This window comes from Algoriphagus marincola DSM 16067 (assembly GCF_000429405.1).
GTDB lineage: Bacteria > Bacteroidota > Bacteroidia > Cytophagales > Cyclobacteriaceae > Algoriphagus > Algoriphagus marincola.
In genome coordinates this window covers 429,367-452,505 of record NZ_AUBU01000001.1, presented here as the reverse complement: position 1 = coordinate 452,505, position 23,139 = coordinate 429,367, and the positions used below count along the sequence as shown (strand labels likewise).

The following is a 23,139-nucleotide window of genomic DNA, read 5'->3' as shown; positions in this document are numbered from 1 at the left end:
ATTTAAAAGATTTCAAAGAATTAACATTCAGGAAGATACAAAAAATCAAAATAGAATCAGACTCCAGAAATCAATTCATACTTGCCCACCAAATCAGGCGAATACCAAATCCTACCATAATGAGTCCGACTACCTTATTTAAAATTTGCATTAATCGAGGAGTGACTAAATGGGCGAGCTTTTTGGCGATAAATGCTTTCAGCAAATCAATACTAAAAACCGTGATTAAGATGCCTGAATAATATAAAAGGATGTCTGATGGAACCCAACTTGATTTTAGATAGACCAAGCTGGCAATTGAAATCCAAAAAACAAGGACAAAGGGATTGACCCCATTGATACTAAAGCCCTTGGCAAAGGCAGTTCGTTTTTTGATTTTAGAAATACTGAGCCCACCTGTACTGGGTCGGTCTGCTCGTCTTTTCACAAGAGAAATCAACCCAAAACCAATCAATATCAATCCTCCTACATAGCCAAGAACTTGCTCAAATAGCGTCGTGTCTGCCAAAAAACGAATTCCAAAATAGGTAACAATCACATAAATCGAGTCACTTGCCAAAATTCCCAAAGCAAGTACTGCCGTTCGCCTAAAGCCATACTCCAAGCTACTCTGAATCAGGGTAAAAAAAACAGGTCCAATCATTGCGGATAGAACCAAGCCCATGCTTACACCCTCAATCAGCGCTGCATTCAAAGCTTATCTCCTTTCTCATGGATGAATCGCTGCCAAGCCTCCGATTTCTCACCTTTCAAAACTCTCGGAAATTTATTCTGACCACCCTCTTTACCCTGGAGTCGCATCCATTCATAAAAAGTCTCACTTGGCAATATTTTGACAATCACCTCTCGCAAAGCATGATTCCGCTCCACGGCATAGTCGTCATTAAGCTCTTTCAAAAAGCGGTCAAGCAGGGATGAAAGCTTTTGCTCATCCACCTGATCATCAGTTCCGATGTACCAATGATGCGCAAAAAGACTTCCATGAGGCTGACCTAATACCGTAAATTCTTTTACTCGAATATCGAGCTCAGAGGCCGCCAGTTCTACCGCGCGATTCATATTATCTACCGAAAGGTGCTCCCCACAAAGGCTTAGAAAATGTTTTATTCTACCCGTGATAATAATTTCATTCTCCTCTTTGGAAACAAATCGCACAGTATCTCCAATCAAATATCTCCAAGCTCCCGCACAGGTAGAAATAAGCAAGGCATAATCAATTCCTTCCTGAACCTGATCGATTTTATAGGTTTGAGCAGTGGGTCGGATAATGCCGTCTTCATCGAAATTTTCCTCATTGAATGGAACAAACTCATAAAAGATCCCATTATTCAATACCAATCGCATGGACTTTCGTCCAGGCAATGCCTGAAAAGCTAAAAAGCCCTCGGAGGCCAAATAGGTTTCGATATAAGTAAGTGGTTTTCCAAGTAATTTTTCAAAGCCTTTTTTGTATGGCTCAAAGGATACACCTCCATGAACGAAAATCTGGAGATTAGGCCAAATGTCATGAATCGTCTCTACTTGGTAATGAGCAATTATTCTTTCAATCAAAATCTGTAACCAAGCCGGAACCCCTACAATTATTCCTATATCCCAGTTCGGAGCCTTTTCCACGATCTGATCAAGCTTGTCTCCCCAATTTCGATTTTTGGATATTTTCTTTCCTGGCTTGTAAAAGCGCTGAAACCAAATCGGCAATTTGCCTGCAGTAATCCCACTCAAATCCCCGGAAAAGTAGGTTCCGTTAAATTCCAAATCCGTACTCCCCCCAAGCATCAAAATACCTTTCGTAAACAATGAGTTTGGAAGATCATATTTCGATAAGGTCAAAATTTGCCTCACTCCTGTTCGTCGGATAGCTTTGACCATTTCCTTCGTAATCGGAATGTACTTAGACGTAGCACCTGAAGTTCCCGAACTAAGGGCGAAATATTTGACCTTACCCGGCCAGGTGACGTTTTTCTTTCCTTCTAACAATTCATACCACCATTCCTCGTAGATCTTGTCATAGTCATAGATAGGCACTTGCGCTTTATATCGATCATAGTATTCGTCATCATGCTGCCGAAACCTTCGAAGAATCGAGGCAAAATCATATTTCTCGCCTATGGCTGTCCGAGTACCTTGAATCAGAAGTTTCTTCAACTCCCCTCGCTGAAGCTCCATCGGCCGGGAATATTCCTGTTCTAAACTTTCCCTAAGCCTTATGCCTTTTTTTAGTAAAGTACTGATGATCGCCATATCTTTGTCTGGGCTGATTTTCTTAAAAAACTGATCTAAAAATAGAAAATGGATATCAAAGCAAATCTAGAAGCGGTAAAAAATTCATTCATAAATCCAGATTGCCAGCTGGTCTCTGTCAGCAAAACAAAGCCGGTAGAATTACTCATGGAGGCCTACAATGCCGGCGTGAGGGATTTTGGAGAAAATAAGGTCCAGGAAATCCAAGAAAAACAACCTCAGATGCCCTCAGATGTGCGTTGGCACATGATCGGACATTTGCAGAGAAACAAGGTAAAATACATCGCTGAATTTGTCCATCTGATTCATGGCGTGGATTCTTTCCGACTTCTAAGAGAGATCGAAAAACAAGGCAAAAAAGTCAACCGAAAAATCCCGGTATTACTGCAAATCCACATTGCAGAAGAAGAAAGCAAGTTTGGTTTTGACATGGAAGAGCTGTTTGAAATGCTGGATAATGATGATTTCAAAAAGTTTCAGCACGTACATATCCTCGGATTAATGGGAATGGCGACTTTTACGGAGAATTCTGATCAAGTTCGAAAGGAATTCAGATCATTAAAATCTCTTTTCGATGAATTGAGGGGAAAAGCACTTCCTGATTTTGTGGAAATGCAGGAGCTTTCCATGGGGATGAGTGGAGACTATCAGATCGCTCAGGAGGAAGGCAGCACTATGGTACGGATAGGTTCGGCAATTTTTGGAGCAAGAAACACGCATTGATATGAACGGAAAACAAATCATACAATTAGCAGCTATCCTTGGTGCCTTGGCAGTAGGAATCGGGGCTTTTGGAGCGCATGGCTTGGAGGCCAGACTTATAGAAAACGGCAGACTCGATACTTTTGAAACAGCTGTAAAGTATCATTTCTATCACTCATTAGGCGTTTTCCTGGTGGGGATTTTGGCCCTAATCAAACCTGATTGGCGCGGGCTAAGCTTCTCTGCCATCAATCTAAGTATAGGAATACTAATTTTCTCCGGTTCACTCTACTTATTATCCATCACGGGAATCACCTGGCTGGGGGCGATCACCCCTATCGGAGGAGTTGCTTTTATAAGTGGCTGGCTGGGTTTATTTTGGGCCATGACCAAAAATAAAAACTGATGACTAAGAGTTACTTTTTGACCTTTTTACTCATTGGATCGCTCCTTTTCTCCCATTTCTCATTTGGTCAATTATCCAGAGAGGAATACGAAAAATTAGAGCAATCCTTAGGACAAACCAGCTTCTTTGGGGGGCATTTGACTGGGTTTATGTTGTATGACCTAGATTCTCAGCAAGTTCTTTATGAGAAAAACTCGCAGATTCACTTCACCCCTGCATCCACGACCAAGCTATTCACCTTGTTTGCCAGTATTTTGGTTTTGAATGATTCCACTCAGACATTTCGATATGTGAGCAAAGGTGACACCCTACACATTTGGGGAGCAGGCGATCCAAGTTGGGATTATTTAGATCTTCCCCAACCTGACTTTGATTCCTTTTTTGCGCCATACGATGTTATATCCTTTTCAGATGCTAATCTCCGATCCACTCCCTTCGGTGCAGGCTGGCAATGGGATGATTATCTGTATTACTTCTCCGCAGAGCGAAGCAGTCTTCCTATCCATGGAAACTTGCTAAAAGTATTGCCAGGGAAATCCAACCCTCGCGTTTTTCCAACACGTTTTCAGTCAATGATTTCGACAACCAATCGGGATATCAAGGATATGGAACGTGACTTTCACAGCAATCATTTTTTTTATAACCCAAAATCCTACCGAGGTCGGGAAGATTACCTTCCGCTTCTTACCTCTCCGGAGCTTTTTGTGTCATTAGCTAGTGATGCCACTGGCAAAAGTTGGATTTATAGCCCTGACAGTCTTCCCGAAAATCATCAGCTTTGGCGTGGAGCAACACTTTTCCCTATTCTAAAAGAGATGATGCTGGAAAGTGATAATTTCCTTGCCGAACAGTTGATGTTTATGGTCTCTGATCGACTTTTTGGAGAAATCGATACCGAAAGGGCTATCGAATATATGATTGAAAGCTTCCTAACAGACCTTCCAGATGAACCTATTTGGGTGGATGGAAGTGGACTTAGCCGGTATAATCTATTTACGCCTAGGACGATGGTCGGACTTTTCGAAAAACTCTATCGGGTGGTCCCGGATCAAATGCTTTTCGAGCTTTTGCCAACAGGCGGTGTATCGGGCACCATCGAAAATGAATACAAGGCAGAAAGCCCATATATCTTCGCCAAAACTGGAACGATGAGCAATAATCATAGCCTTGTAGGGCTTATCCGCGGAAAAAGTGGAAGATATTTTGCTTTTGCTTTTATGAATTCAAATTATCCTTGGAAGGCCTCCCTTGTCAGAAGGGAAATGGAAAAGGTACTCAGTAGCCTCAGGGACATGCTTTGAGTTACTGATGAATATTCGCTAGATTCAATTTCACGATATATATATAATGAACAAAAGATCTTTTTTGAAAACCGCCTTTCTGACGGCGGCTAGTATGCCTTTTCTGGGCTTTGATTCAAAATCCAGCCAAAAAATGATTCTTCCCAAAGCCTTGTCCAAGGGTGACACGGTGGGACTAATCAGTCCATCAGCTGCCACTTCTGATCGCATGCAATTTACTTTTGCAAAAGAAGCCATGGAAGCTTTAGGACTAGAAGTCAAATTGGGAGAGCATCTGAAAAACAGAAGGGGCCATCTGGCAGGAAGTGACGCTGAACGCGCTAGCGACTTAAATTCGATGTTTGCTGACCCTGAAATCAAAGCAATTATTTGTATCCGAGGAGGTTCGGGTGCTGCCAGAATCTTGCCTCTGATAGATTATGAGCTGATCCGGAAAAACCCAAAAATACTTCTTGGCTATTCGGATATTACCGCTCTGCATCAAGCAATTTACGCCCAGACAGACCTGATTACCTTTCACGGACCCAATGGAACAGGATCTTGGAACAGCTTCAATGTGGAGCAGTTTGAGCGGCTCTTTTTTAAGCAGGAGCAGCTTCTTTTTGAAAACCAACAGGTGCAGGGAGATGATTTAGTCATCAAATCCAACCGAATCCAAACGCTTCAATCAGGAATCGTGCAGGGAAAAATTCTTGGAGGAAATTTAACCGTCCTGACAGCCCTTTCAGGTACTCCCTATTATACAGATTTCGAGGATGCTATTTTATTTATCGAAGATATTGGAGAAGATCCATATAGAATTGACCGGATGATGAGCACCCTGAAACTGAATGGTACCCTGCAGAAGATCAAAGGATTCATTTTCGGGCAATGCAGCGATTGTGAACCAGGCGGAGGGTATGGAAGCCTGACAGTTGACCAAGTCTTAGACGATTATGTTTTACCTCTAAATATCCCGGCCTATTCAGGAGCGATGATTGGACACGTTGCCAAGCAATTTATCGTCCCTCATGGTGCCAAGGTAGAAATGAACGCAGATTTGGGTACCTTTAAGCTAATCGAAAATATATTTGATGGATTATGAAAATCGCATTGATCACCGGTTTGATTCTAGCTTTTGCAGCCTGTAATCCCTCAGGTCCAAAAAGTAACGAAAATGATTTTGCCGCTATGAGAACACCAATTAAAACCTACCTGGCACTGGGAGACAGTTATACCATTGGCGAAGGAGTAGATGAAGCAGACCGATACCCAAATCAATTGGTCAAAAGACTCAATCAGGAAACTGCTCATCAATGGCTCGAGGCTGAAATCATTGCTAAAACAGGTTGGACCGTAGACGAATTGGACAAGGGAATAGATGAAGCAGGTCCGACAGGAGAGCCTTACGACTTGGTTACATTACTGATTGGAGTCAATAATCAATACCGGGGAAAATCAGTCGATGAATATCGGGTAGAGTTTGAGCAGATGCTTCTCAGAGCCATTGGGTATGCTGGCAATCTGCCCAACCACGTAATCGTCCTTTCCATTCCAGATTGGGGAATCACGCCATTTGCTACCAACCGAGGAACAGACAAGGCTAAAGTCGCGGCAGAAATCGATGCTTATAATGCTGCAAAACGCTCTATTTGTGGGAAATACGGGATTAAATTCATCGATATTACTGAGGACTATAGAGCTGTGGGTGATCAGCCAGAAATGCTCGCTGAAGATAATTTACACCCTAGCGGAGAGATTTATACGCGTTGGACGGAGTTGCTATTCGAGCAAGTAAAAACCATTTATCCTGAGCCATGATTAGATTACTGACTTTAAGCGGAATATTAATTTTATTGCTATCCTGCCAAGATCAACCTACAGGTCAGATTGAGACCTGGTGGGTCAATTCGGCTAAAGTAGAATGCATTGGTGTTGGCCCCGTGAATTGCCTTCAGATATCTAAAGAGGAAGAGTTGGATCGAAAAGACTGGGAACTCTTTTATTCTACAATCGAGGGTTTTGACTATGAACCAGGTTTCATATATAGACTTGGGGTCGAAATCGAGGAAAAGGAAGAACCTAGTCCTGCTGACGCGTCATCAAAACGCTACAAATTGCTAAAAATAATGAGTAAAGAAATGGATCCTGCACTACAAATAACTAATATTTGGAAAGTCATAGAAGTAGGCGAAATAAAGGACCCCAAGGGCTTTAAAAACGGTGAGACTTTAACCTTCGAATTCAACGCCTCTGGAAAGACCTACTTTGGAAATATGGGATGCAATACCGTAAGAGGCCAAATCAAAGAGAATGATGGAGAAACCCTGATTTTAGGACCGGGAGCAAGCACCAAGATGGCCTGTCCAGATATGAGTGTGGAAAATGCTATCAGCAAAGCCCTGATTGACACAAGAAAATACAAAATCGAAAATCGAGAACTTCATTTAATGAATGAAGCGGATGAAATTTTGATGAAGCTTTTAGCCGTCGATTAGCCGGTGAAATCTCATTCTGGCAGAAATGGGATAAATCACCCCGCTCCTCACATTTTGCAAAGTTTTGTGCAAAGACGGTGGCTTTCGTTATTTTTAAATCATCATTGCCAAAAGCTCAAAAAACCCATGAAATGCCCATGAGAAAAAACTTCTCACACAGGGGAATGATTATCCAGGGCATTCCATCTGACCGTTAAAAATCAAATTATAAACAGATGAAATCGAGCATGACGTACCCATCACACAGAGGGATGCCCCGATGGATCGGGGAATTTATGCGAGATTCCATATGACCATTAAAAAAGCAATAAAAAACATATGAAAATCATCTGCATCGGCCGAAACTATGCGGCTCATATCGAAGAACTCAAGAATGAAAAACCGGGAAACCCTGTCGTTTTTCTCAAGCCTGATACTGCTTTATTGAAAAATGGAGCTCCTTTTTACTATCCGGATTTTTCGAAAAATATCCATCACGAAGCCGAGTTGGTCCTGAAGATTTCAAAAGAAGGAAAGTATATCCAGAAAAAATTTGCACATCGATATTTTGAGGAAATTGGTCTAGGAATTGATTTTACTGCTAGAGATCTTCAGGAGCAGTGCAAAACGAAAGGTTTGCCTTGGGAAATTGCCAAAGCATTTAATGGGTCGGCTCCGATTGGAGATTTTGTCTCGGTAGATAGTATTGGTGATTTGAATGACATTTCATTTCATCTGACGATAAATGGTGAAGTCAGACAAGAAGGGAATACTTCCATGATGCTTTTCGATTTTGGTACGATCATAGAATATGTTTCTCAGTTTTTCACGTTGAAGAAAGGTGATCTCATCTACACAGGAACACCCGCAGGAGTAGGCCCTGTGAAAATTGGAGATCGATTGGAAGGATATCTTGGAGAACAAAAACTACTGGACTTTGAAGTCAAATAAAGCTGCGCTTTTTCTCGTCTTTTTATTTCTTTTCCTGCTTTCGAATTCATGGTCCCAGGGAGTCATTCGGGACTATTTTCGCTCGCCGGTCAAGCCCGGTGGGAGAAACTATCTTTCCGGTAATTTCGCAGAGCTTCGTCCCAATCATTTCCACACAGGATTGGATTATAAGTTTGGCGGTGTAGAGGGAGAGCCCATCTATGCGGCTGCAGATGGCTGGGTACACCGAATCAAAATCTCGACCTATGGCTATGGAAATGTGATTTACCTGAAACACCCAACCGGGCACATTACCCTTTATGGACACTTACGAAACTTCAATGATAAGCTTCATCGATTCATTGTTTCAAAAATGTATGAGCAGCAGGTGAACGAGCTGGAGCTTTACTTAGAAGCCGGAGAACTCCCAGTGAAAAAAGGCGAACAAATCGCCAATGGTGGAAATACGGGTAGTTCGGGAGGCCCTCACCTGCATTTTGAGATCCGGGACAGCTTAGACCGGGCAATGGATCCGCTCTTGTTTGGATTTCCTGAAATCCTCGACCGCACCCCCCCAACTCCACAGACTGTTGCTTTGGTCCCGTTGGGAATCGATTCGAGGATCGATGGTAAGTTTGAAAGAAAAGAGTTTCCACTAGTCAACAGGGGTGGAAATTTTGCAATTGCAGAACCGATAGAGGTAACAGGACGGGTCGGGGTGGAAATTAGAAGCTTTGATCAACTCGACGGAGCAAGCAACCGAAATGGATTTCCTCATTTTGAAATCTGGAAAGAAGATTCCCTAAAACTAGCACTGACTGTGGATAAGGTTGACTTCAATTTTACCAGACAATTTTTACTTCACACTCATCAAAATCGCTTTACCAAACTCTATTTTCAGCCTGACCTGAAATATGATTACATCGATCCTAAACTTCCCTCCGCAGGCTATCTAGAACCAAACATTGGAGAGCGTGCTTCCTATCAAATCCGGTTGAGAGATGCTTTAGGCAATCAAAGAAATATTGATTTTACCCTGCTGGGAAAAGATCAAGAGTTTATTGTCAACCTTCCTTCACCGCCTTCCCGAGCGCAAGTAGATTATATCGGTAAAATGCTCAAAATAACTGCTCCTGTGAGTAATTTGGGCGGATTAGCTCAATTCTACGTAGGAAATCGAATCTTTGAAATGTTGCCTGCATATCAAGATGAACAGACCCGGGTCTATCTATGGGATATGCGTTTTGGCATTCCTGATGAAATCGATATTTGCTCCGAATTGATCAAGCCTGAAGTCAAAGCGCAAATTCCAGTTGGGGGAGAAAAGCTTTTTGCAGAAAAATCTATTCAAATAGCTTTTGGTAGAAATACCCTACTCGAAGATTTGTATCTGCGAATCAGCCAAAACGCTTCCTCCACCAATCCTCAATTACAAATCAACGATGGGGATGAGTATCTCTGGAATTCGATGGAAGTGCTCTGGAATATTTCAGGGGGGAATTGGGACAAAAAGCGAACTCATGTCTATCAAATAAGCAGCAGCGGGCGAAAGTCTTTTGTGGGCGGTTCCTGGGAAGATTCTTCCATTCGATTTAGAACAAGAAATTTTGGTACTTTTACCCTTGCTGAAGATCAAATAGGCCCGAGCATTCGCCCGGTAAGAATAAGTCGGGATGAAATTCGGTTTACCATTCGAGATGATCTCTCGGGAATTGCCAGCTTTGAAGCCAAGGTAAACGGAGAATGGGTTTTGATGCGATATGAGCACAAAAAGTCCCTGATTTGGTCAGAAACTTTAGACAAACAACCGCTCCAAGGAGCAGTTATACTGAGGGTCACCGATCAGGCTGGAAATGTCAGCGAATGGAAAGGGACCATTTCATAAATGTTTTACTTTAACTATTGAAACTATGTCACTAGAAGTAGGCCAAATGGCACCAGATTTTGAAGCGAAAATTGAAAGTGGAGAAACCATCAAGCTTTCAGATTTCAAGGGTAAAAAAGTCATCCTTTATTTTTATCCCAAAGACAATACCCCCGGCTGTACTGCTCAAGCCTGCAACCTTCGAGATAATTATGAAGCTTTGCAAAAAGCTGGTTACGTAGTATTGGGAATCAGTTCGGATTCTGAAAAATCACATCAGAAGTTCATCGAGAAGCAATCTTTGCCTTTCTCACTCATTGCAGATGAAGACAAAACAGTTCATGAACTTTACGGAACATGGGTAGAAAAGTCCATGTATGGTAGAAAATATATGGGTACTGCCCGAACCACTTTTGTCATCGATGAAGAAGGAAAAATCGAAGAAATCATCGAAAAAGTAAAAACCAAAGATCACACGGCTCAAATCATTAAATAACCTATAACCCAGCCTAATGGAAAAACAATCAATCGAACAACTCCAGAAAATCTGTACCCAACTACGAAGAGATGTACTTCGTATGGTCCATGCAGTACAATCCGGGCATCCAGGTGCCCCCCTTGGATGCGCGGAATTCTTTGTCTCATTGTATTTCGATATCCTGAGACATGATCCTAATTTCAACATGGATGGAAAAGATGAAGACCTTTTCTTCTTATCCAATGGACACCTATCGGCAGGTTGGTATTCTGTGCTGGCTAGAAGTGGATATTTCCCAGTAGAGGAGCTAAAAACCTTCCGGAAAATCAACTCCCGACTCCAAGGTCACCCCGCTACAGAGGAAGGTCTTCCTGGAATTCGCGTAGCTTCAGGCTCACTTGGCCAGGGGCTTTCAGTAGCTCTTGGTGCAGCACAAGCAAAAAAGCTAAACGGAGATGATAAGCTAGTGTATATTCTTTTAGGAGACGGGGAATTGCAGGAAGGTCAAGTATGGGAGGCTGCCATGTATGCAGCACATTACGGAGTGGATAATTTGATTGCCACGATTGATTATAATGGGCAGCAAATCGATGGACCTACGGAGAAAGTCATGGACCTCAAAAACCTCAAGGCCAAATGGGAAGCTTTTGGCTGGGAAGTGAATGAGATCAAAGATGGAAATAATCTTGAAGCGGTTTTAGAAGGCCTGAAAAAAGCCAAATCCCTCAGTGGAAAAGGCAAGCCGGTCATGAACCTCCTCTATACCGAAATGGGATATGGTGTGGACTTTATGGTAGGCACGCACAAGTGGCATGGTTCACCACCAAGTGATGAGCAACTTGCCGATGCTTTAGGCCAACTCGAGGAAACCCTCGGCGATTATTAATTACTCCCAAACTTGAAGAAAATGAGCTTAGATTTAAAATTCACTTATACAGAAAAAAAAGATACGCGTTCCGGTTTTGGTGACGGTTTTCTAGAAGCAGGAAGAAAAAACCCTAATATAGTTGGTCTTTGTGCTGACCTTATCGGTTCACTTAAGATGGGCGCTTTTCAAAAAGAATTTCCAGATCGCTTTTTCCAAACCGGTATAGCTGAAGCTAATATGATTGGCCTGGCAGCAGGGATGACTATTGGCGGGAAGATCCCTTTTGCTGGGACATTCGCCAATTTTGCCACCGGACGGGTCTACGATCAAATCCGTCAATCTGTAGCCTATTCAGACAAAAATGTCAAAATCTGTGCTTCACACGCAGGTTTGACCCTGGGAGAAGATGGAGCTACGCACCAGATTTTGGAAGATTTGGGCATGATGAAAATGCTTCCTCACATGACCGTGATTAATCCTTGTGACTACAATCAAACCAAAGCAGCAACTTTAGCAATTGCCGAGCATGAAGGTCCGGTTTACCTGAGATTTGGACGACCAAGCTGGCCGATCTTTACTCCAGCAGATCAGAAGTTTGAGATTGGAAAGGCCTGGAAAATGATCGATGGTAAAGATGTGACCATTTTCGCTACTGGTCACTTGGTCTGGGAGGCAGTTGTAGCAGAGGCGATGCTTCGAGAAGAAGGAATCCATGCCGAGGTGATCAACATCCACACGATCAAGCCTTTGGATGAGGAAGCAATCTTGGAGTCTGTAGCAAAGACTGGCTGCGCAGTATCAGCAGAAGAGCATCAGATCAACGGAGGCTTAGGTGACAGTATCGCTCAAACCTTAAGCAGACATAATCCTGCTCCTCTGGAATATGTAGGTGTGAATGATAGCTTCGGCGAGTCAGGGACTCCTACTCAGTTGCTTGAAAAATATGGCTTGAATGCCGAAAATATCGTCAAAGCAGCCAAAAAGGCCCTCAAAAGGAAGTGATCCACCAAAAACTACAAAAACCTAAAACCACAGAACTTCACTCTGTGGTTTTTTTATGATCAAAAAAATCCCGTAACTTGAATAGAGGCTAAAACAACATTGTCTATGCAAAATTACGAACCCACACTAGTTGAAATTTTACAGAAGGTACGAAAAGAGGGATATACTGAGGATTTTAACATCCGCTTTGACAGTATCATTTGTGGTGATGTTTGCCTTTTGCCACAGGAATTTGAGGTGGATAAAACCTATCGATTTGAAGGTCAAAGCAATCCTGCCGATCAGGCCATCCTGTACACCATCTCTTCTAAAGATGGAAAAATCAAAGGCGTTTTGATCAATTCATATGGCACTTATGCTGATGACCTCACAGCAGACATGATTAAAAAACTTCAATGATTGTAGAAAATCCGCTTCATCTCCCTTCTCTTGGGCAGATTCATCTTGCTCCTATTCAGATTTCTGATCAAAGAAAGCTTTATGATTTGATGGGAAAAGTCTATCGGGATGCCTATCAACCGATTTGGACAGATGGAGGAGCTTGGTATGTGGACCTCATTTACGGAAGGGAGACTTTGGAAAAAGAGCTTAAAAGAGAGCGATCCCATTATTTTTTTATTGAGGTTCAAGGACAAAGAGCGGGAGTTTTCAAATACGACTTTCCCTTTTCCCCAAGAGAAACACCCATCCCAAACGCTATGAAAATTCATCGATTGTACTTGGATTCCCGATATCATGGCACAGGCTTAGCCAAGCTTCTGATGGATTATGCAGAAAGGATCGCAAGGGAAAATAAACTTGAAAATATTTGGCTTGAGGCAATGAGCTGTCAGCCACAGGCAAAGCACTTTTATGAAAAATGCGGCTTTGAGGTGGTACATTCATACCAGTTGGATTTTGAAAGAATCTACCCGGAATTTCGGAAGATTCTGATAATGCGAAAAAAGCTTTTCAATTAATTATTTAAATTGATTCTCTATTTCTCTTTTTCCTAAAATACGCAGCTAATGAAAAGTTTATTTCAAACCTTATTTTCCTGCTCACTATTCCTGTTTTTTTGTGCCTGTCAAAATGAAAAATCAAATACAATTATTTCACAAAAGGCAGGCTTTGGACATTTTGATTTTAACCCTCCCCAAGAAGAATTAGCTGGTGAAGAATTGGTAGGTGTCTATTTTATGCCTTCTTGGAATACCTCACCGGATCCCAATGTGGACCGGGATAGCTTTTGGTCTTGCATCCAAGACCCAAAAAACTGCGCAAGCCTGCAAAACCCAGGGATTTGGGGACCCAAAGGCAGAATCTACAATGCTAGATATCCTTACGAAGGACCTTATCTTGACCGCAAACCTATCAAAGAACTCAAAGGCTTTTACAAACGAACTGATCCCGAAGTAGCTCGAAAGCAACTTCAATACATGAAAGAATATGGGATTGACTTTTTTGCTTATGACTGGTTCTTCGGAAGAAACTACTATTACCACCTTTATTTCGGGCCGCAGTCAAAGATTTACTACCCAGAAGGCTGGAAAATAGACCCAAATCGGGATGGCCGCGTCGCCGTACCGGGCTTGGTAGAATGGGGCGATCAGCTTGAGGTCCTTCTCGCCGAGAATGCCAAGCTTCCTAAAGAAAAACAGATGAAATGGGCCGTCAATTGGTGTGATGACAGCCATGAGCGCTGGATGGCTTGGCTTAAAATTGGTTCGCCAGAAGAACTGGCAAGAAAGGCCAATTATGAAGGAGAGAAACCAAATAAAGAGCTCTACCTTCAAGTACATGACAAAATCACCCAACTTTGGATCGATCAGTATTTTAGCAGGGGTGACTACCTGCGTGCTGAAGATGGTAGACCGGTAGTCTATTTTTACTTTCCGCAGGATGCCGAATCGAGAGCAGCATTTTACGGCCTGACATTAAAAGATCTGCTGGATCGATCTCAGGCTTTAGCCAAAAAAGCAAAGCTTCCGGGTATCAAATTCATTGCAGTCACTGCTGGCCCGATGCTGGAGCGCGAGAGAGCTTATGGATTACCTACACAGTGGAAAGCTAAAAATCCAAACAGACCCTGGGAAGGCGGGGAATACCAAAAAAAGATGCTTCTTCAGGAATACGTCCCGAGGCTAAAATCTATGGGTTTTGAAGGGATGACTGCTTATGTCTACCACAACTTTTTGGAAAAGGACAATCGATCCTACGCCGATATGCGCGAGACTTACCGAGGTCATTGGAATATGTGGAGTGAAAAATTCAAGTCAGATCCGAATTTCGAGTATCAAGTTCCGGTAGCCATGGGATGGGATATGCGTCCGGCAGGGGGAACTTGGCCACAGCAGACAGGCTTCCCTTCCGAACCTCACAAAGACCGCGTTCATAGCACCAAAAGCACTTTCCGAGATAAGCTAAAAGAAGCCTTAGCAGTATCCCAAAAATACCGTGCTTCAAATGGTAAAACTATCATGATATGCTGCTGGAATGAATATCTGGAAGGCAACTATATCGAGCCAACCGAAGGACATGGGTTTGATTATTTGGAAGCCATTCAGGAGGTGTTTGAGAAATAAGAATTTTACTTAAAGCCTCTATTTCAATTCCAATTCCTCCACATTCGCAGATTCTATTCCACGGATTTGTTCGAATCTCTTGATCATTTCTTGAAGCTTTTCAGGGTTTGATTCAGCAAGATTCCTCTCTTGAGATAAATCCTCCGCTAGATTATAAAGCTGATATTCTGGGGAATTACCTAATTCAATATTGACTTGACTTTGTACTGCAGGTCCTGAATATGGTGGAATCATGACCCAATTCCCTTTTCGAAAAGCAGTCCTACTGGTAGCTTCCAATACAAATTCATCCCTTCCCCGATCTGTTTTCCCCAAAAAAACATCCAGCAGATTCTCACTATCCTGCCCAAAATTTTCAGCACCGACTAAGGTTCCTAAGGATGCCATCAAGTCAATTTGAGTCACAAGAGCGGAAGAAGTATTAGGCTCTATCTTTCCTTTCCAATAGACTGCAAAAGGCACCCGTGTTCCTGCCTCAAAGAGACTATACTTCCCGCCTCTGAGGGGTCCTGTGGGAGTATGATCACCGATTTTCTCCACAGCATCATCATAATATCCGTCATTCAAGACAGGCCCATTATCACTGCTCAAAACGATTAAGGTGTTTTCTAGAATTCCAATTTCTTCTAAGTGCTCTATAAACTCTCCCACCATCCAATCTGCTTCCAAAATCGCATCACCTCTAGGACCCATGCCGGATGTCCCTACAAAACGAGGATGGGGAGTTCGCGGAACATGCGGTTGCTGCAAGGCGTAGTACAAAAAGAAGGGCTTACCTGATTGAGACTTTTCCCCCACAAATTCTTTCGCTTTTTCCAAAAAATGATCCGCCATATCGACATCACTCCATTTGGCAGCTTCACCACCTTTCATAAAACCAATCCGGGGGACACCGTTCACTATACTGTTATTATGCCCATGATGCCATTTCATTTCAACCTGTTCCGGATGGGTCAAGGCTGTCGGTTCTCCAGGAAAATTTTTCTCATAACTCACCTCAATCGGATCATTCGGATCAAGGTTCACTACATTTCCATTCTCAATATAAACCGTGGGAACGCGATCCTGCGTAGCGGCAAGAATGTATGAATAATCAAAGCCAACCTCGTTTGGTCCCGGGCTAATTTTTTTATTCCAATCTACCGATCCAGAACCAAGACCCAAATGCCATTTGCCCACTATACCTGTTTGATACCCCTGATCTTGAAGCATTTTTGGAAGCGTATACTGAGTTGTATCAATTAAGAGAGGTGCAGTCCCGGGAAGTATTTTGGCATTTTGATTTCTCCAAGGATATACTCCGGTAAGTAAAGCATAGCGGCTGGGTGTACAAGTAGCAGAAGACGCGTAGCCATTGGTAAACTTTACCCCGCCATTTACCAGCCTATCTAAATTGGGTGTAGAGAGTGTCCCTGATTTATAGGCACTGACATCACCATAGCCCAAATCGTCGAAATAAATGATCACGATATTGGGCTTAACAAGCTCAGAAGAGTCTTCTTTTTGCTTTTCGTTACAAGAAAATAAAATACTAATCAGAAGGCCAAAAAGGATAGTTCGATAATTCATAGCACAATTCGGTGGTAGAAGAACACAATTTATTAAAAATCAGGATAGAAAAAATTGAATGCTCATAGGGGAGCAAGCCCATTCACATTAAAAGCTTTCGGGTTTTTCAAATTCAGTATTTTTTAGCTTTTCTTTGTTGCAAACCATAGAGCCCATGTTCTTCTACCTCTCCCAGTTTCTCAGTTTTCTAGCCATGCCGCTGACAATTGTGATAATTCTGATCGTTGGAGGAGTAATATTTATCAAAAGAAAATGGGGTAAAAAGTTGCTTTGGGCGGGAATCGGGCTTTTGCTCTTTTTCACCAATCCCTTCCTATCCAATTTAGCTTTATTTGCTTGGGAGCCTGATTTTAAGTCTTTTGAGGAAATTGAAAATCGTGAAATCGGCATCGTCCTTACTGGCGTCACCAATCTGAGTAAAACAGCCTACGATCGCACCTTTTTCAACAAAGGAGCCGACCGAATCACCCATGCCCTCCAACTCTACCGTATGGGCAAAATAAAAAAGATCCTGATCACCGGTGGACAGGGTCTCAATCCAGTCAATCCCCAATCTGAAGCTGAATTGCTGAAGCGGTTTTTGCTGATGACTGGCATGCCCGAATCCGATATTTTAATCGAAGATCAAAGCAAAAATACCGCCCAAAATGCCCAGTTTACAAAGGCTTTTTTGGAGAAAAATGGAATCTCCACCAATCAGGAGTTTGTATTGATCACTTCAGCCTTTCACATGTACCGAGCTCAAGGTTGCTTTGATAAAGTAGGTTTGAATACGGTGTCTTTTCCAACAGATTACTATTCGCATGATATCAAGTATGACATACCATCCTTGTTATTCCCAGACCCTTATTCTTTGGAATATTGGACCAAGCTTTTCAAAGAGTGGATTGGAATCATCGTTTACAAACTGGTAGGATATATTTGAATTATGCTAAAAGTGTTGCTCGAATAGAATCACGGAGTTTGGGTTCTACCTTTACCTCTTCTGCAAATTCATTCCATCGCTTCACAACCATTCTAACCTGATCGATCTTTTCATCCGGTTTTTTGATATTCATTTTTCGTGCAATTTCCAGAAAGTCTGAATCAGTGATCCCCTCCCTTTTTCCATTGACTTGGAGAGACTGACTACTTACCCAAAGACTTCCTGGACGATAGGCATGGCAAATATCATAAGCTGGTGAAAGCTTCCACTTTCCGCTTTGATCCATCAGAAATGCGAAGTTTTTGGTATGATCGTCGCAGTTGCGCGCAAGTACATTGAAGACCATTCGGATAAATAGCTGTTCCGCTTCTGGATAGCTAAGTCTCAGCATTCGCATGGTCTCAAATACCTGCTCGTAACTGTAGACTCCCACTTGATTGAAATCAAAATGACGCATACCGCAGAGACTTTGCATATGGATTTTTTCCCCACTATCCGTTCGATCAAAACGCTTGGTCATAAAGTGAGCACGTCCATTTTCCTCCAAAAGCCGAGATTCATTCATTTCAATCCCTGCTTCCTTTGCCATCAGGTAATAAGCCATTTCGACCCTTCCATAACCCACCGAAGCGCCAAATTGACTGTCCGTCACCCCGTCAAACTTGATTAACCAATAGGTAAATCCATTGGGTGCTTTAACCTGACCGCTCTTCACTTCTCCGGTTTTGGGATTGAAAGCAATGACGGCCTTGGCCCTTGCCCCACCGGCCGAAGTCCCAATTTTAAGAATGTCCGCCATGGCTTCTTCCTCTTCTTGGGAAAGATCGGTTTGGAAGCTCTCCCGAGTATTTAGGATTTTATTGGCAATGGATACCAGACTATCCAGCTCAAGGCTAGTTGACTTGCTTACCTCTGTACGAAGTGAAGGCTTAATCTCCAAGGCACCCACTCCTCGTTTTCCGATAAAACAAAGCAATTCCACCGGGTTGAGACTGTCTGTTGGACGACCATTTTGGACCAGCCAGGCATTGATGAGTTGATTGCCGTATTTGTCGGGAAGCATATCCGCCAAAAGCCCAGGCAGTCCCTTGAAGGTATCAAAAGCATCATTTCTTCCTCTACGAGTCTCCGGGAAAGAATACAAACGCTTCCCCTGTCTAAGCGGCATGGTTATAGGTGCTATATCCCAGCCCGAGCGAAGAAAGCTCTGATCAAACTCAAAGCTTGCCAGCTGCTGGGATTCATCCCAAAGGATCGCTCCTGCCAGTCGATCCCAAAGCCAAACTTCTGCTGCAACTACCATTCCGAAGGACGATCATCCTCTGCAGCGATATCCGAATGCCTCACCCGCTGCCGCTGATTTTTCTTTTGGAGCTTGATATATTCGAGCGGACTAATCTGCTGACGCACCTCGAAAGCCTCCAGCAACTGCAACTCATCCAAAACACGAAGCGCCTGAATCAAAGTCAGCAAATGAACCTTCTCCCCACGCTCAAGTAGACTAAGGGTGGAACGACTCATCCCCGCCTCTGTAGCCATCTCGTCCTGAGTCTTATTGAGGGCCATCCGCTTCTTTTTGATGAAGTCTCCAATCATCCGGAGTATGGCCATATCTGAAAGCTGTGCAATATCCATGCATTAAATATCATACATTAAATCAAATTTTACAAGTTAATGAATGAAATATCAATCAAAATATAAATTATGATGCTAGATACAAAAATCAAGGATTTCCTATTTTGAATCTCCATAAATAAATGATTAATCATTCATTATATCTAAATTAAAATTTTTATGAATGAAATATCACTCATAATAAGCAGATATTTATGATTAAATTAGAGTTTTATTACACATGAATCCAAAAAAGTCTTATGTCTTGATTCTTCTGTCTTGGCTCCAGCTTCTTGATACTAGCTACTCGATACTTCAAAAATTCCTGCTCCACTCCCACTGCCACTTCCAGCCTTTTTCCTCCAGTAAAATCGGATGATAGGCCATCGCAGCTTTGGCGGTCGACGCATCAAAAAACCGCTGATCATCAGTCAAAATCGCCGTTTGTTCCCCAGACTCATCAGTCCGAATCAGATCCATCACCGAAGAAGGAATTTCTTTGGTATAGAAATTATCTTGCCTCAAAAGCTGATTTTTTAGACTCCAGTCCATTTCAAAACCGGGCACCTTCACCTCAGGGGCAGGAATATTTCGCTCCTTGCTTTGTATCTTCACGCAAGCTAAAAACTCACAGAGCAAGGCCAAACCCAGGTTATTAAGTTGACCGGGACGGAAATCCTCCGGCTCGATGGAAGAAATCACATGCAGCATTTTTCTAGCCCGAGTGATGGCTACATTCAGCCGGTTTTCCGCTCCAGACTTGCCCAAAAGTCCAAAATTGGTCACCAATTTCCCCTCCCGATTAGGAGCATAGCCCAAAGACATAACCACCTGGTCAAACTCATCCCCTTGGACATTTTCGATATTCCGAACTTTAATGGATGCATCCTGTAAACCTTCTTTCCATAATAGTTCACGAATCAACTCCATCTGAAAATAATTGCCAGTCACAATTCCAATTGAGTCCTGAGGTTCATCTCTTAAAATCAACTGAGCACGTTTCACGACAGCCTCTGCCTCCATTCGATTGATCTGATTTTCCCAGATCCCTTCTACTTTTTCCCATGAAAAAGGAGTCTTTCCAGCCTTGACAGTAGTGTAATTCGGCAAAGTCTCCAATCGATTTCCATAGAATTGTCGATTGGAAAAGTGAATCAAAGCTGGATCAGCGGAGCGATAATGCCCTCTCAACTGCAAATTCTCAAAGAAATGACCTGCCAGTTCCAGTAAAGACTCGGCCTCGTACTCCATCCCGTCCTCCTCAGTATCCCACTTCACCTGGTAAAAATCCGAAGGTCTCAATTGCTTGGAGTCCCCGGCCACGACTACCTGTTTTCCTCTTAGCATAGCAGGCAAACCCCTTTCGACAGGACATTGAGAGGCTTCATCAAATATAACCAAATCAAAGACCTGACTTGTAGGAAAAACAGCTGAAACCGTCTCCGGACTACCCAACCAGCAAGGAAGTACCCGAAACACTTCATCTCCCAGTTCCTCAACCAACTTGCGAATGGGCCATTTTTGGCGCTTTTTACTCACTTGATGAAGCAATTCCCGATAAGTCAGGCGATTACCCAAGCGATTGTATTCCAGATTCTCAGAAAGTTGTTCTCGAAGCCTAAGTAAGGCCAAATGCCGGGCATTTTTCCGCTTTTCGAGAATGGCAGTTTTGAGTTCATCCATCTCATGGCTGAGACGCAAGGAGCCTATTTCACTCAAAACCGGATATCGTCGCTCGATCTCCCCGATCCATGCCAATCGCCAAGAATTCCAAAAAGTAGCGATGAGTTCATTTAAGCCGAAATCTGGAAATTCCTCAAGCAAATCCATTCCTAATTCTCTGAATTGCCAATCCTCCAAAAACTGATCAAATCCCTTCAATTCTGCAAAAACGGAAGGCCAATTCAGTGGATTCTCTGGAAACACCTGTCCCAAACCCTTCTCCATTAACTCCAAAAACTGCGTATCACTTATCCAAAGTCGATACGAAGCCAAATCTGAAATCACGCTTTCAGACCAATTTTGGATCTGGTCTAATGCTGCTCTAAATTCTGTAAAGGACAGCTCTTCCCAATCCAGCAAGACATGAATATCAGGAACTGCTTCCCAACTGTTCTTCCAAGCAAGGAGCTTATCAACTTCAATCAAATCAGTGGAAAAATCGCCCCTAGACTCAAAAAATGGTGTTTTGGGCAAATCCTTAAACGCTTCTTGAACTTGTATTTTTGATTCACACTCTTGCTTGATGGTGAGGAGGTTTTCGGTATTAAAGATTATCTGATTTTTCTTTAACAGCTGAAAAACCAGAGGAAATTTAGACTTGGAAAATTTGACCTGAAGCTTTCCGAAAAAGCTTTGAGAAAGCGGAATCAAAGTTTCCAATTCCTTTCTCAAGCCAGTCAAATCAGCACCCAACTCCAATTTCCAGTTTTGTAAAGTTGCGAGGGTATCAATCAGAAATTGACGGATTTTAGCTAAGATTTTTTGTTCCTTAGGATTAAAAATAAGCTTAAAGTTTGTCTCAGGATCTACCAAGCCTGTGAGAGAATTTTGGGTCTTTTGAATCTTCTCCAAAAACTTAGGCTCAGACCAGATAGCTGAAAGGATACTCTTGCCTTTTTCTTCCTTCAAAACTTCAGGAAGCTGTTTTCGATGATTTTCAATTCGATCAAGTGTATGTGAAATCTGAGCGAGATCTGCTGGCTGAACCGCCGAAAAAGAGATCCGATCATCCCAAAAACCTCCATAAAATCGCTTCTGATATCGCGAAAATATGCTTAAATCCTGCTCAAAACTTTTGGCTTTTTCCAGATCTAGTTGAAGCAAATGAGGATGGGAAAAAGAGGCTTCGTCCAAATCAGCCTGAAGGTAAAGGGCTTTGATAGGAATCCCGCCTGGCATATCATCAAATAAAGCTGTTCGCAACTCCTCAAACTTCTCAGAAAGTCTGGAAATGGTCTTGGAAAGCATGCTGAGTTCCCGCTCCAACTGAATTGCATCGATACCCCGGTTTTGGCTTTGGTAATCTTCAATAGACTCAATTTGGTTTTTGATCTTTTCAAAAAGGGCTTTCTGATCACCACGAAAATCATGAACCAAAGCCAAAAACGAACCGAAACCGGCCTTTTCTAATCGTTCAAAAACCACGTCTAAAGCCGCTCGCTTTTGGGAAACAACTAGCACTTTTTTCCCTCTGGCGATGTAATCCGACACCAGATTAGCAATCAATTGAGACTTGCCTGTACCCGGAGGACCTTGGATCACTAGACTTTTTCCTTGCCGAACTTTGATCAAGGCACTTTCTTGAGAAGCATCAAGCGGAAAAACCGGAAATAGGTTTTCCTCCCTGATTTGAGTTTCCTTTTCCTTCGAAAGGAAAAGATGCTGAAACAAATCCTCCAGTGAACTTTCGGAATAATGCTCCTTCAAGATTTCATAATCAGAAAAAAGAAAACTCCCCTTTTGAGCAAATTGACCTAAAACCGCATAAGGTTTCAGGATCACTTTTCCTTCGGAAAAACGCTTCTGATCGAGCGAAATCTGGGAAATAGGGAAAGGAATAATCTGGTCTTCCAACAGGTTGGACTGTACCTGAATGGCAAAGTACTCTGGAATCATTTTGGCCAAGGCTGTCCTAAACTCCAGCGCATCCTTTGGTAAATTTTCCAGCAATTCATCGGAAAAGGTGACAGGCAATGGCTGATGGGTAGCATGCCTCCAAGCGAGCAAGAAGGCTGGATTCCACTGCCAATTTTCCTCTGAAATCAAGGACCAAACCCCATTTTCCTTTCTGAGTTGAACCGGTTTTAACAGCAGGGGACTTCGGACGAGCTGCCCGTTAATGAGTTTTCCTTCCACAAAAAGCCAAGCCAAATAGAGACTCTGCTCCCCGGTTTCCTCTTGAGTTAACTGGTCTCGAAAAGCCATTCGGGAAAGCCCCTTTGAAACTTGATTGGCATCCGCAGATCGAGGATCCAGATCTGGTGAGAGGATAATCTTCTTTTTGCCTTCGATAGACTTTCTGAGAATCTCAAAGGCAGGATCGCCGTTCAAAAAATCAAACTCCCGAAGGTCCAACATCCCGTACCCTTCCAATTTCGGTAAATACAAGGACCTATTTTTGGCGGATAGGTCTGTGAGCCGATTTAGGTAGGTTTGGAAGATAGATTCGGGCATTTACTTAGGGCTTACTGAAAAACGCTATAATAGCTGAAAAGCT

Annotated in this window: 21 protein-coding genes; 15 read left to right on the top strand and 6 right to left on the bottom strand. The window is 42.7% G+C overall.

Annotated elements, in window-relative coordinates; genetic code table 11:
- Window positions 1-70: 70 nt before the first annotated feature.
- Window positions 71-694 (bottom strand): LysE family translocator, encoded by a 624-nt coding sequence (locus tag G457_RS0102110; RefSeq protein WP_026945004.1) that lies wholly within the window; start codon window positions 692-694, stop codon window positions 71-73.
- Window positions 691-2,241, bottom strand: a complete 1,551-nt coding sequence (locus tag G457_RS0102105) for a GH3 family domain-containing protein (RefSeq protein ID WP_026945003.1) — start codon at window positions 2,239-2,241, stop codon at window positions 691-693. Before G457_RS0102105 ends, G457_RS0102110 begins: the two co-directional genes overlap by 4 nt.
- A gap of 48 nt (window positions 2,242-2,289) precedes the next feature.
- On the opposite strand from G457_RS0102105, the gene G457_RS0102100 reads away from it, so the two are divergent.
- The 14 genes from G457_RS0102100 (at window position 2,290) to G457_RS20880 (ending at window position 14,812) form a co-directional block, all read left to right on the top strand.
- Window positions 2,290-2,964, top strand: a complete 675-nt coding sequence (locus G457_RS0102100) for a YggS family pyridoxal phosphate-dependent enzyme (protein WP_026945002.1) — start codon at window positions 2,290-2,292, stop codon at window positions 2,962-2,964.
- Between the two features lies 1 nt (window position 2,965).
- On the top strand, window positions 2,966-3,349 hold the full coding sequence (locus tag G457_RS0102095; RefSeq protein WP_035482954.1) for a DUF423 domain-containing protein: 384 nt from the start codon (window positions 2,966-2,968) through the stop codon (window positions 3,347-3,349).
- The gene (locus tag G457_RS0102090; protein ID WP_035482952.1) at window positions 3,349-4,650 is read left to right on the top strand and encodes a D-alanyl-D-alanine carboxypeptidase; all 1,302 of its coding nucleotides are present in this window, start codon (window positions 3,349-3,351) and stop codon (window positions 4,648-4,650) included. Before G457_RS0102095 ends, G457_RS0102090 begins: the two co-directional genes overlap by 1 nt.
- A gap of 46 nt (window positions 4,651-4,696) precedes the next feature.
- A complete protein-coding gene (locus tag G457_RS0102085; protein WP_026944999.1) occupies window positions 4,697-5,734 on the top strand; it encodes a S66 peptidase family protein in 1,038 nt (345 codons plus the stop codon).
- Window positions 5,731-6,450 carry an SGNH/GDSL hydrolase family protein gene (locus G457_RS0102080; RefSeq protein WP_081701366.1) on the top strand — a complete coding sequence of 240 codons (720 nt, stop codon included), beginning with the start codon at window positions 5,731-5,733 and terminating at the stop codon, window positions 6,448-6,450. Before G457_RS0102085 ends, G457_RS0102080 begins: the two co-directional genes overlap by 4 nt.
- A complete protein-coding gene (locus tag G457_RS22140; protein ID WP_051260663.1) occupies window positions 6,447-7,127 on the top strand; it encodes a DUF4377 domain-containing protein in 681 nt (226 codons plus the stop codon). The genes G457_RS0102080 and G457_RS22140 overlap by 4 nt, the downstream gene beginning before the upstream one ends.
- A 318-nt stretch (window positions 7,128-7,445) precedes the next feature.
- Window positions 7,446-8,057, top strand: a complete 612-nt coding sequence (locus tag G457_RS0102070; RefSeq protein WP_026944997.1) for a fumarylacetoacetate hydrolase family protein — start codon at window positions 7,446-7,448, stop codon at window positions 8,055-8,057.
- Window positions 8,044-9,921: a M23 family metallopeptidase gene (locus G457_RS0102065; RefSeq protein ID WP_026944996.1), complete on the top strand. Its 1,878-nt coding sequence runs from the start codon at window positions 8,044-8,046 to the stop codon at window positions 9,919-9,921. Before G457_RS0102070 ends, G457_RS0102065 begins: the two co-directional genes overlap by 14 nt.
- Before the next feature lie 25 nt (window positions 9,922-9,946).
- Window positions 9,947-10,396, top strand: a complete 450-nt coding sequence (gene bcp / locus G457_RS0102060) for a thioredoxin-dependent thiol peroxidase (protein ID WP_024281810.1) — start codon at window positions 9,947-9,949, stop codon at window positions 10,394-10,396.
- 16 nt (window positions 10,397-10,412) lie between these two features.
- The gene (locus G457_RS0102055) at window positions 10,413-11,264 is read left to right on the top strand and encodes a transketolase (protein WP_024281809.1); all 852 of its coding nucleotides are present in this window, start codon (window positions 10,413-10,415) and stop codon (window positions 11,262-11,264) included.
- Between the two features lie 21 nt (window positions 11,265-11,285).
- Entirely contained in the window at window positions 11,286-12,248 is a 963-nt protein-coding gene (locus tag G457_RS0102050; RefSeq protein ID WP_035482950.1) for a transketolase family protein, read from the top strand.
- A gap of 105 nt (window positions 12,249-12,353) precedes the next feature.
- The gene (locus G457_RS0102045) at window positions 12,354-12,647 is read left to right on the top strand and encodes a hypothetical protein (protein ID WP_026944994.1); all 294 of its coding nucleotides are present in this window, start codon (window positions 12,354-12,356) and stop codon (window positions 12,645-12,647) included.
- Window positions 12,644-13,207, top strand: a complete 564-nt coding sequence (locus G457_RS0102040; RefSeq protein ID WP_026944993.1) for a GNAT family N-acetyltransferase — start codon at window positions 12,644-12,646, stop codon at window positions 13,205-13,207. The genes G457_RS0102045 and G457_RS0102040 overlap by 4 nt, the downstream gene beginning before the upstream one ends.
- Before the next feature lie 48 nt (window positions 13,208-13,255).
- On the top strand, window positions 13,256-14,812 hold the full coding sequence (locus G457_RS20880) for a glycoside hydrolase family 99-like domain-containing protein (RefSeq protein ID WP_081701365.1): 1,557 nt from the start codon (window positions 13,256-13,258) through the stop codon (window positions 14,810-14,812).
- A gap of 18 nt (window positions 14,813-14,830) precedes the next feature.
- On the opposite strand, the gene G457_RS0102030 is transcribed toward G457_RS20880, so the two are convergent.
- Window positions 14,831-16,381, bottom strand: coding sequence for a sulfatase family protein (locus G457_RS0102030; protein WP_026944992.1), 1,551 nt, complete (start codon window positions 16,379-16,381; stop codon window positions 14,831-14,833).
- 154 nt (window positions 16,382-16,535) lie between these two features.
- On the opposite strand from G457_RS0102030, the gene G457_RS0102025 reads away from it, so the two are divergent.
- Entirely contained in the window at window positions 16,536-17,306 is a 771-nt protein-coding gene (locus tag G457_RS0102025; RefSeq protein WP_026944991.1) for a YdcF family protein, read from the top strand.
- A 1-nt stretch (window position 17,307) separates the two neighbouring features.
- Here the strand turns inward: G457_RS0102025 and G457_RS0102020 are convergent, their stop codons facing one another.
- The 3 genes from G457_RS0102020 to G457_RS0102010 form a co-directional block, all read right to left on the bottom strand.
- Window positions 17,308-18,609, bottom strand: a complete 1,302-nt coding sequence (locus G457_RS0102020) for a type II toxin-antitoxin system HipA family toxin (RefSeq protein ID WP_026944990.1) — start codon at window positions 18,607-18,609, stop codon at window positions 17,308-17,310.
- A complete protein-coding gene (locus tag G457_RS0102015; protein ID WP_026944989.1) occupies window positions 18,603-18,941 on the bottom strand; it encodes a helix-turn-helix domain-containing protein in 339 nt (112 codons plus the stop codon). The genes G457_RS0102020 and G457_RS0102015 overlap by 7 nt, the downstream gene beginning before the upstream one ends.
- Before the next feature lie 294 nt (window positions 18,942-19,235).
- A complete protein-coding gene (locus G457_RS0102010) occupies window positions 19,236-23,096 on the bottom strand; it encodes an AAA domain-containing protein (RefSeq protein WP_026944988.1) in 3,861 nt (1,286 codons plus the stop codon).
- Between the last annotated feature and the right edge of the window lie 43 nt (window positions 23,097-23,139).

Excerpts from the sequence above, each read along its gene's own strand:
- G457_RS0102105 (WP_026945003.1), bottom strand. The coding sequence starts at position 2,241 with ATGGCGATCATCAGTACTTTACTAAAAAAAGGCATAAGGCTTAGGGAA.
- G457_RS0102095 (WP_035482954.1), top strand. The coding sequence starts at position 2,966 with ATGAACGGAAAACAAATCATACAATTAGCAGCTATCCTTGGTGCCTTG.
- G457_RS0102030 (WP_026944992.1), bottom strand. The coding sequence starts at position 16,381 with ATGAATTATCGAACTATCCTTTTTGGCCTTCTGATTAGTATTTTATTT.
- G457_RS0102025 (WP_026944991.1), top strand. The coding sequence starts at position 16,536 with ATGTTCTTCTACCTCTCCCAGTTTCTCAGTTTTCTAGCCATGCCGCTG.
- G457_RS22140 (WP_051260663.1), top strand. The coding sequence starts at position 6,447 with ATGATTAGATTACTGACTTTAAGCGGAATATTAATTTTATTGCTATCC.
- bcp (WP_024281810.1), top strand. The coding sequence starts at position 9,947 with ATGTCACTAGAAGTAGGCCAAATGGCACCAGATTTTGAAGCGAAAATT.
- G457_RS0102020 (WP_026944990.1), bottom strand. The coding sequence starts at position 18,609 with ATGGTAGTTGCAGCAGAAGTTTGGCTTTGGGATCGACTGGCAGGAGCG.
- G457_RS0102010 (WP_026944988.1), bottom strand. The coding sequence starts at position 23,096 with ATGCCCGAATCTATCTTCCAAACCTACCTAAATCGGCTCACAGACCTA.
- G457_RS0102070 (WP_026944997.1), top strand. The coding sequence starts at position 7,446 with ATGAAAATCATCTGCATCGGCCGAAACTATGCGGCTCATATCGAAGAA.
- G457_RS0102050 (WP_035482950.1), top strand. The coding sequence starts at position 11,286 with ATGAGCTTAGATTTAAAATTCACTTATACAGAAAAAAAAGATACGCGT.
- G457_RS0102045 (WP_026944994.1), top strand. The coding sequence starts at position 12,354 with ATGCAAAATTACGAACCCACACTAGTTGAAATTTTACAGAAGGTACGA.
- G457_RS0102015 (WP_026944989.1), bottom strand. The coding sequence starts at position 18,941 with ATGGATATTGCACAGCTTTCAGATATGGCCATACTCCGGATGATTGGA.
- G457_RS0102055 (WP_024281809.1), top strand. The coding sequence starts at position 10,413 with ATGGAAAAACAATCAATCGAACAACTCCAGAAAATCTGTACCCAACTA.
- G457_RS0102085 (WP_026944999.1), top strand. The coding sequence starts at position 4,697 with ATGAACAAAAGATCTTTTTTGAAAACCGCCTTTCTGACGGCGGCTAGT.
- G457_RS20880 (WP_081701365.1), top strand. The coding sequence starts at position 13,256 with ATGAAAAGTTTATTTCAAACCTTATTTTCCTGCTCACTATTCCTGTTT.
- G457_RS0102040 (WP_026944993.1), top strand. The coding sequence starts at position 12,644 with ATGATTGTAGAAAATCCGCTTCATCTCCCTTCTCTTGGGCAGATTCAT.
- G457_RS0102090 (WP_035482952.1), top strand. The coding sequence starts at position 3,349 with ATGACTAAGAGTTACTTTTTGACCTTTTTACTCATTGGATCGCTCCTT.
- G457_RS0102100 (WP_026945002.1), top strand. The coding sequence starts at position 2,290 with ATGGATATCAAAGCAAATCTAGAAGCGGTAAAAAATTCATTCATAAAT.
- G457_RS0102080 (WP_081701366.1), top strand. The coding sequence starts at position 5,731 with ATGAAAATCGCATTGATCACCGGTTTGATTCTAGCTTTTGCAGCCTGT.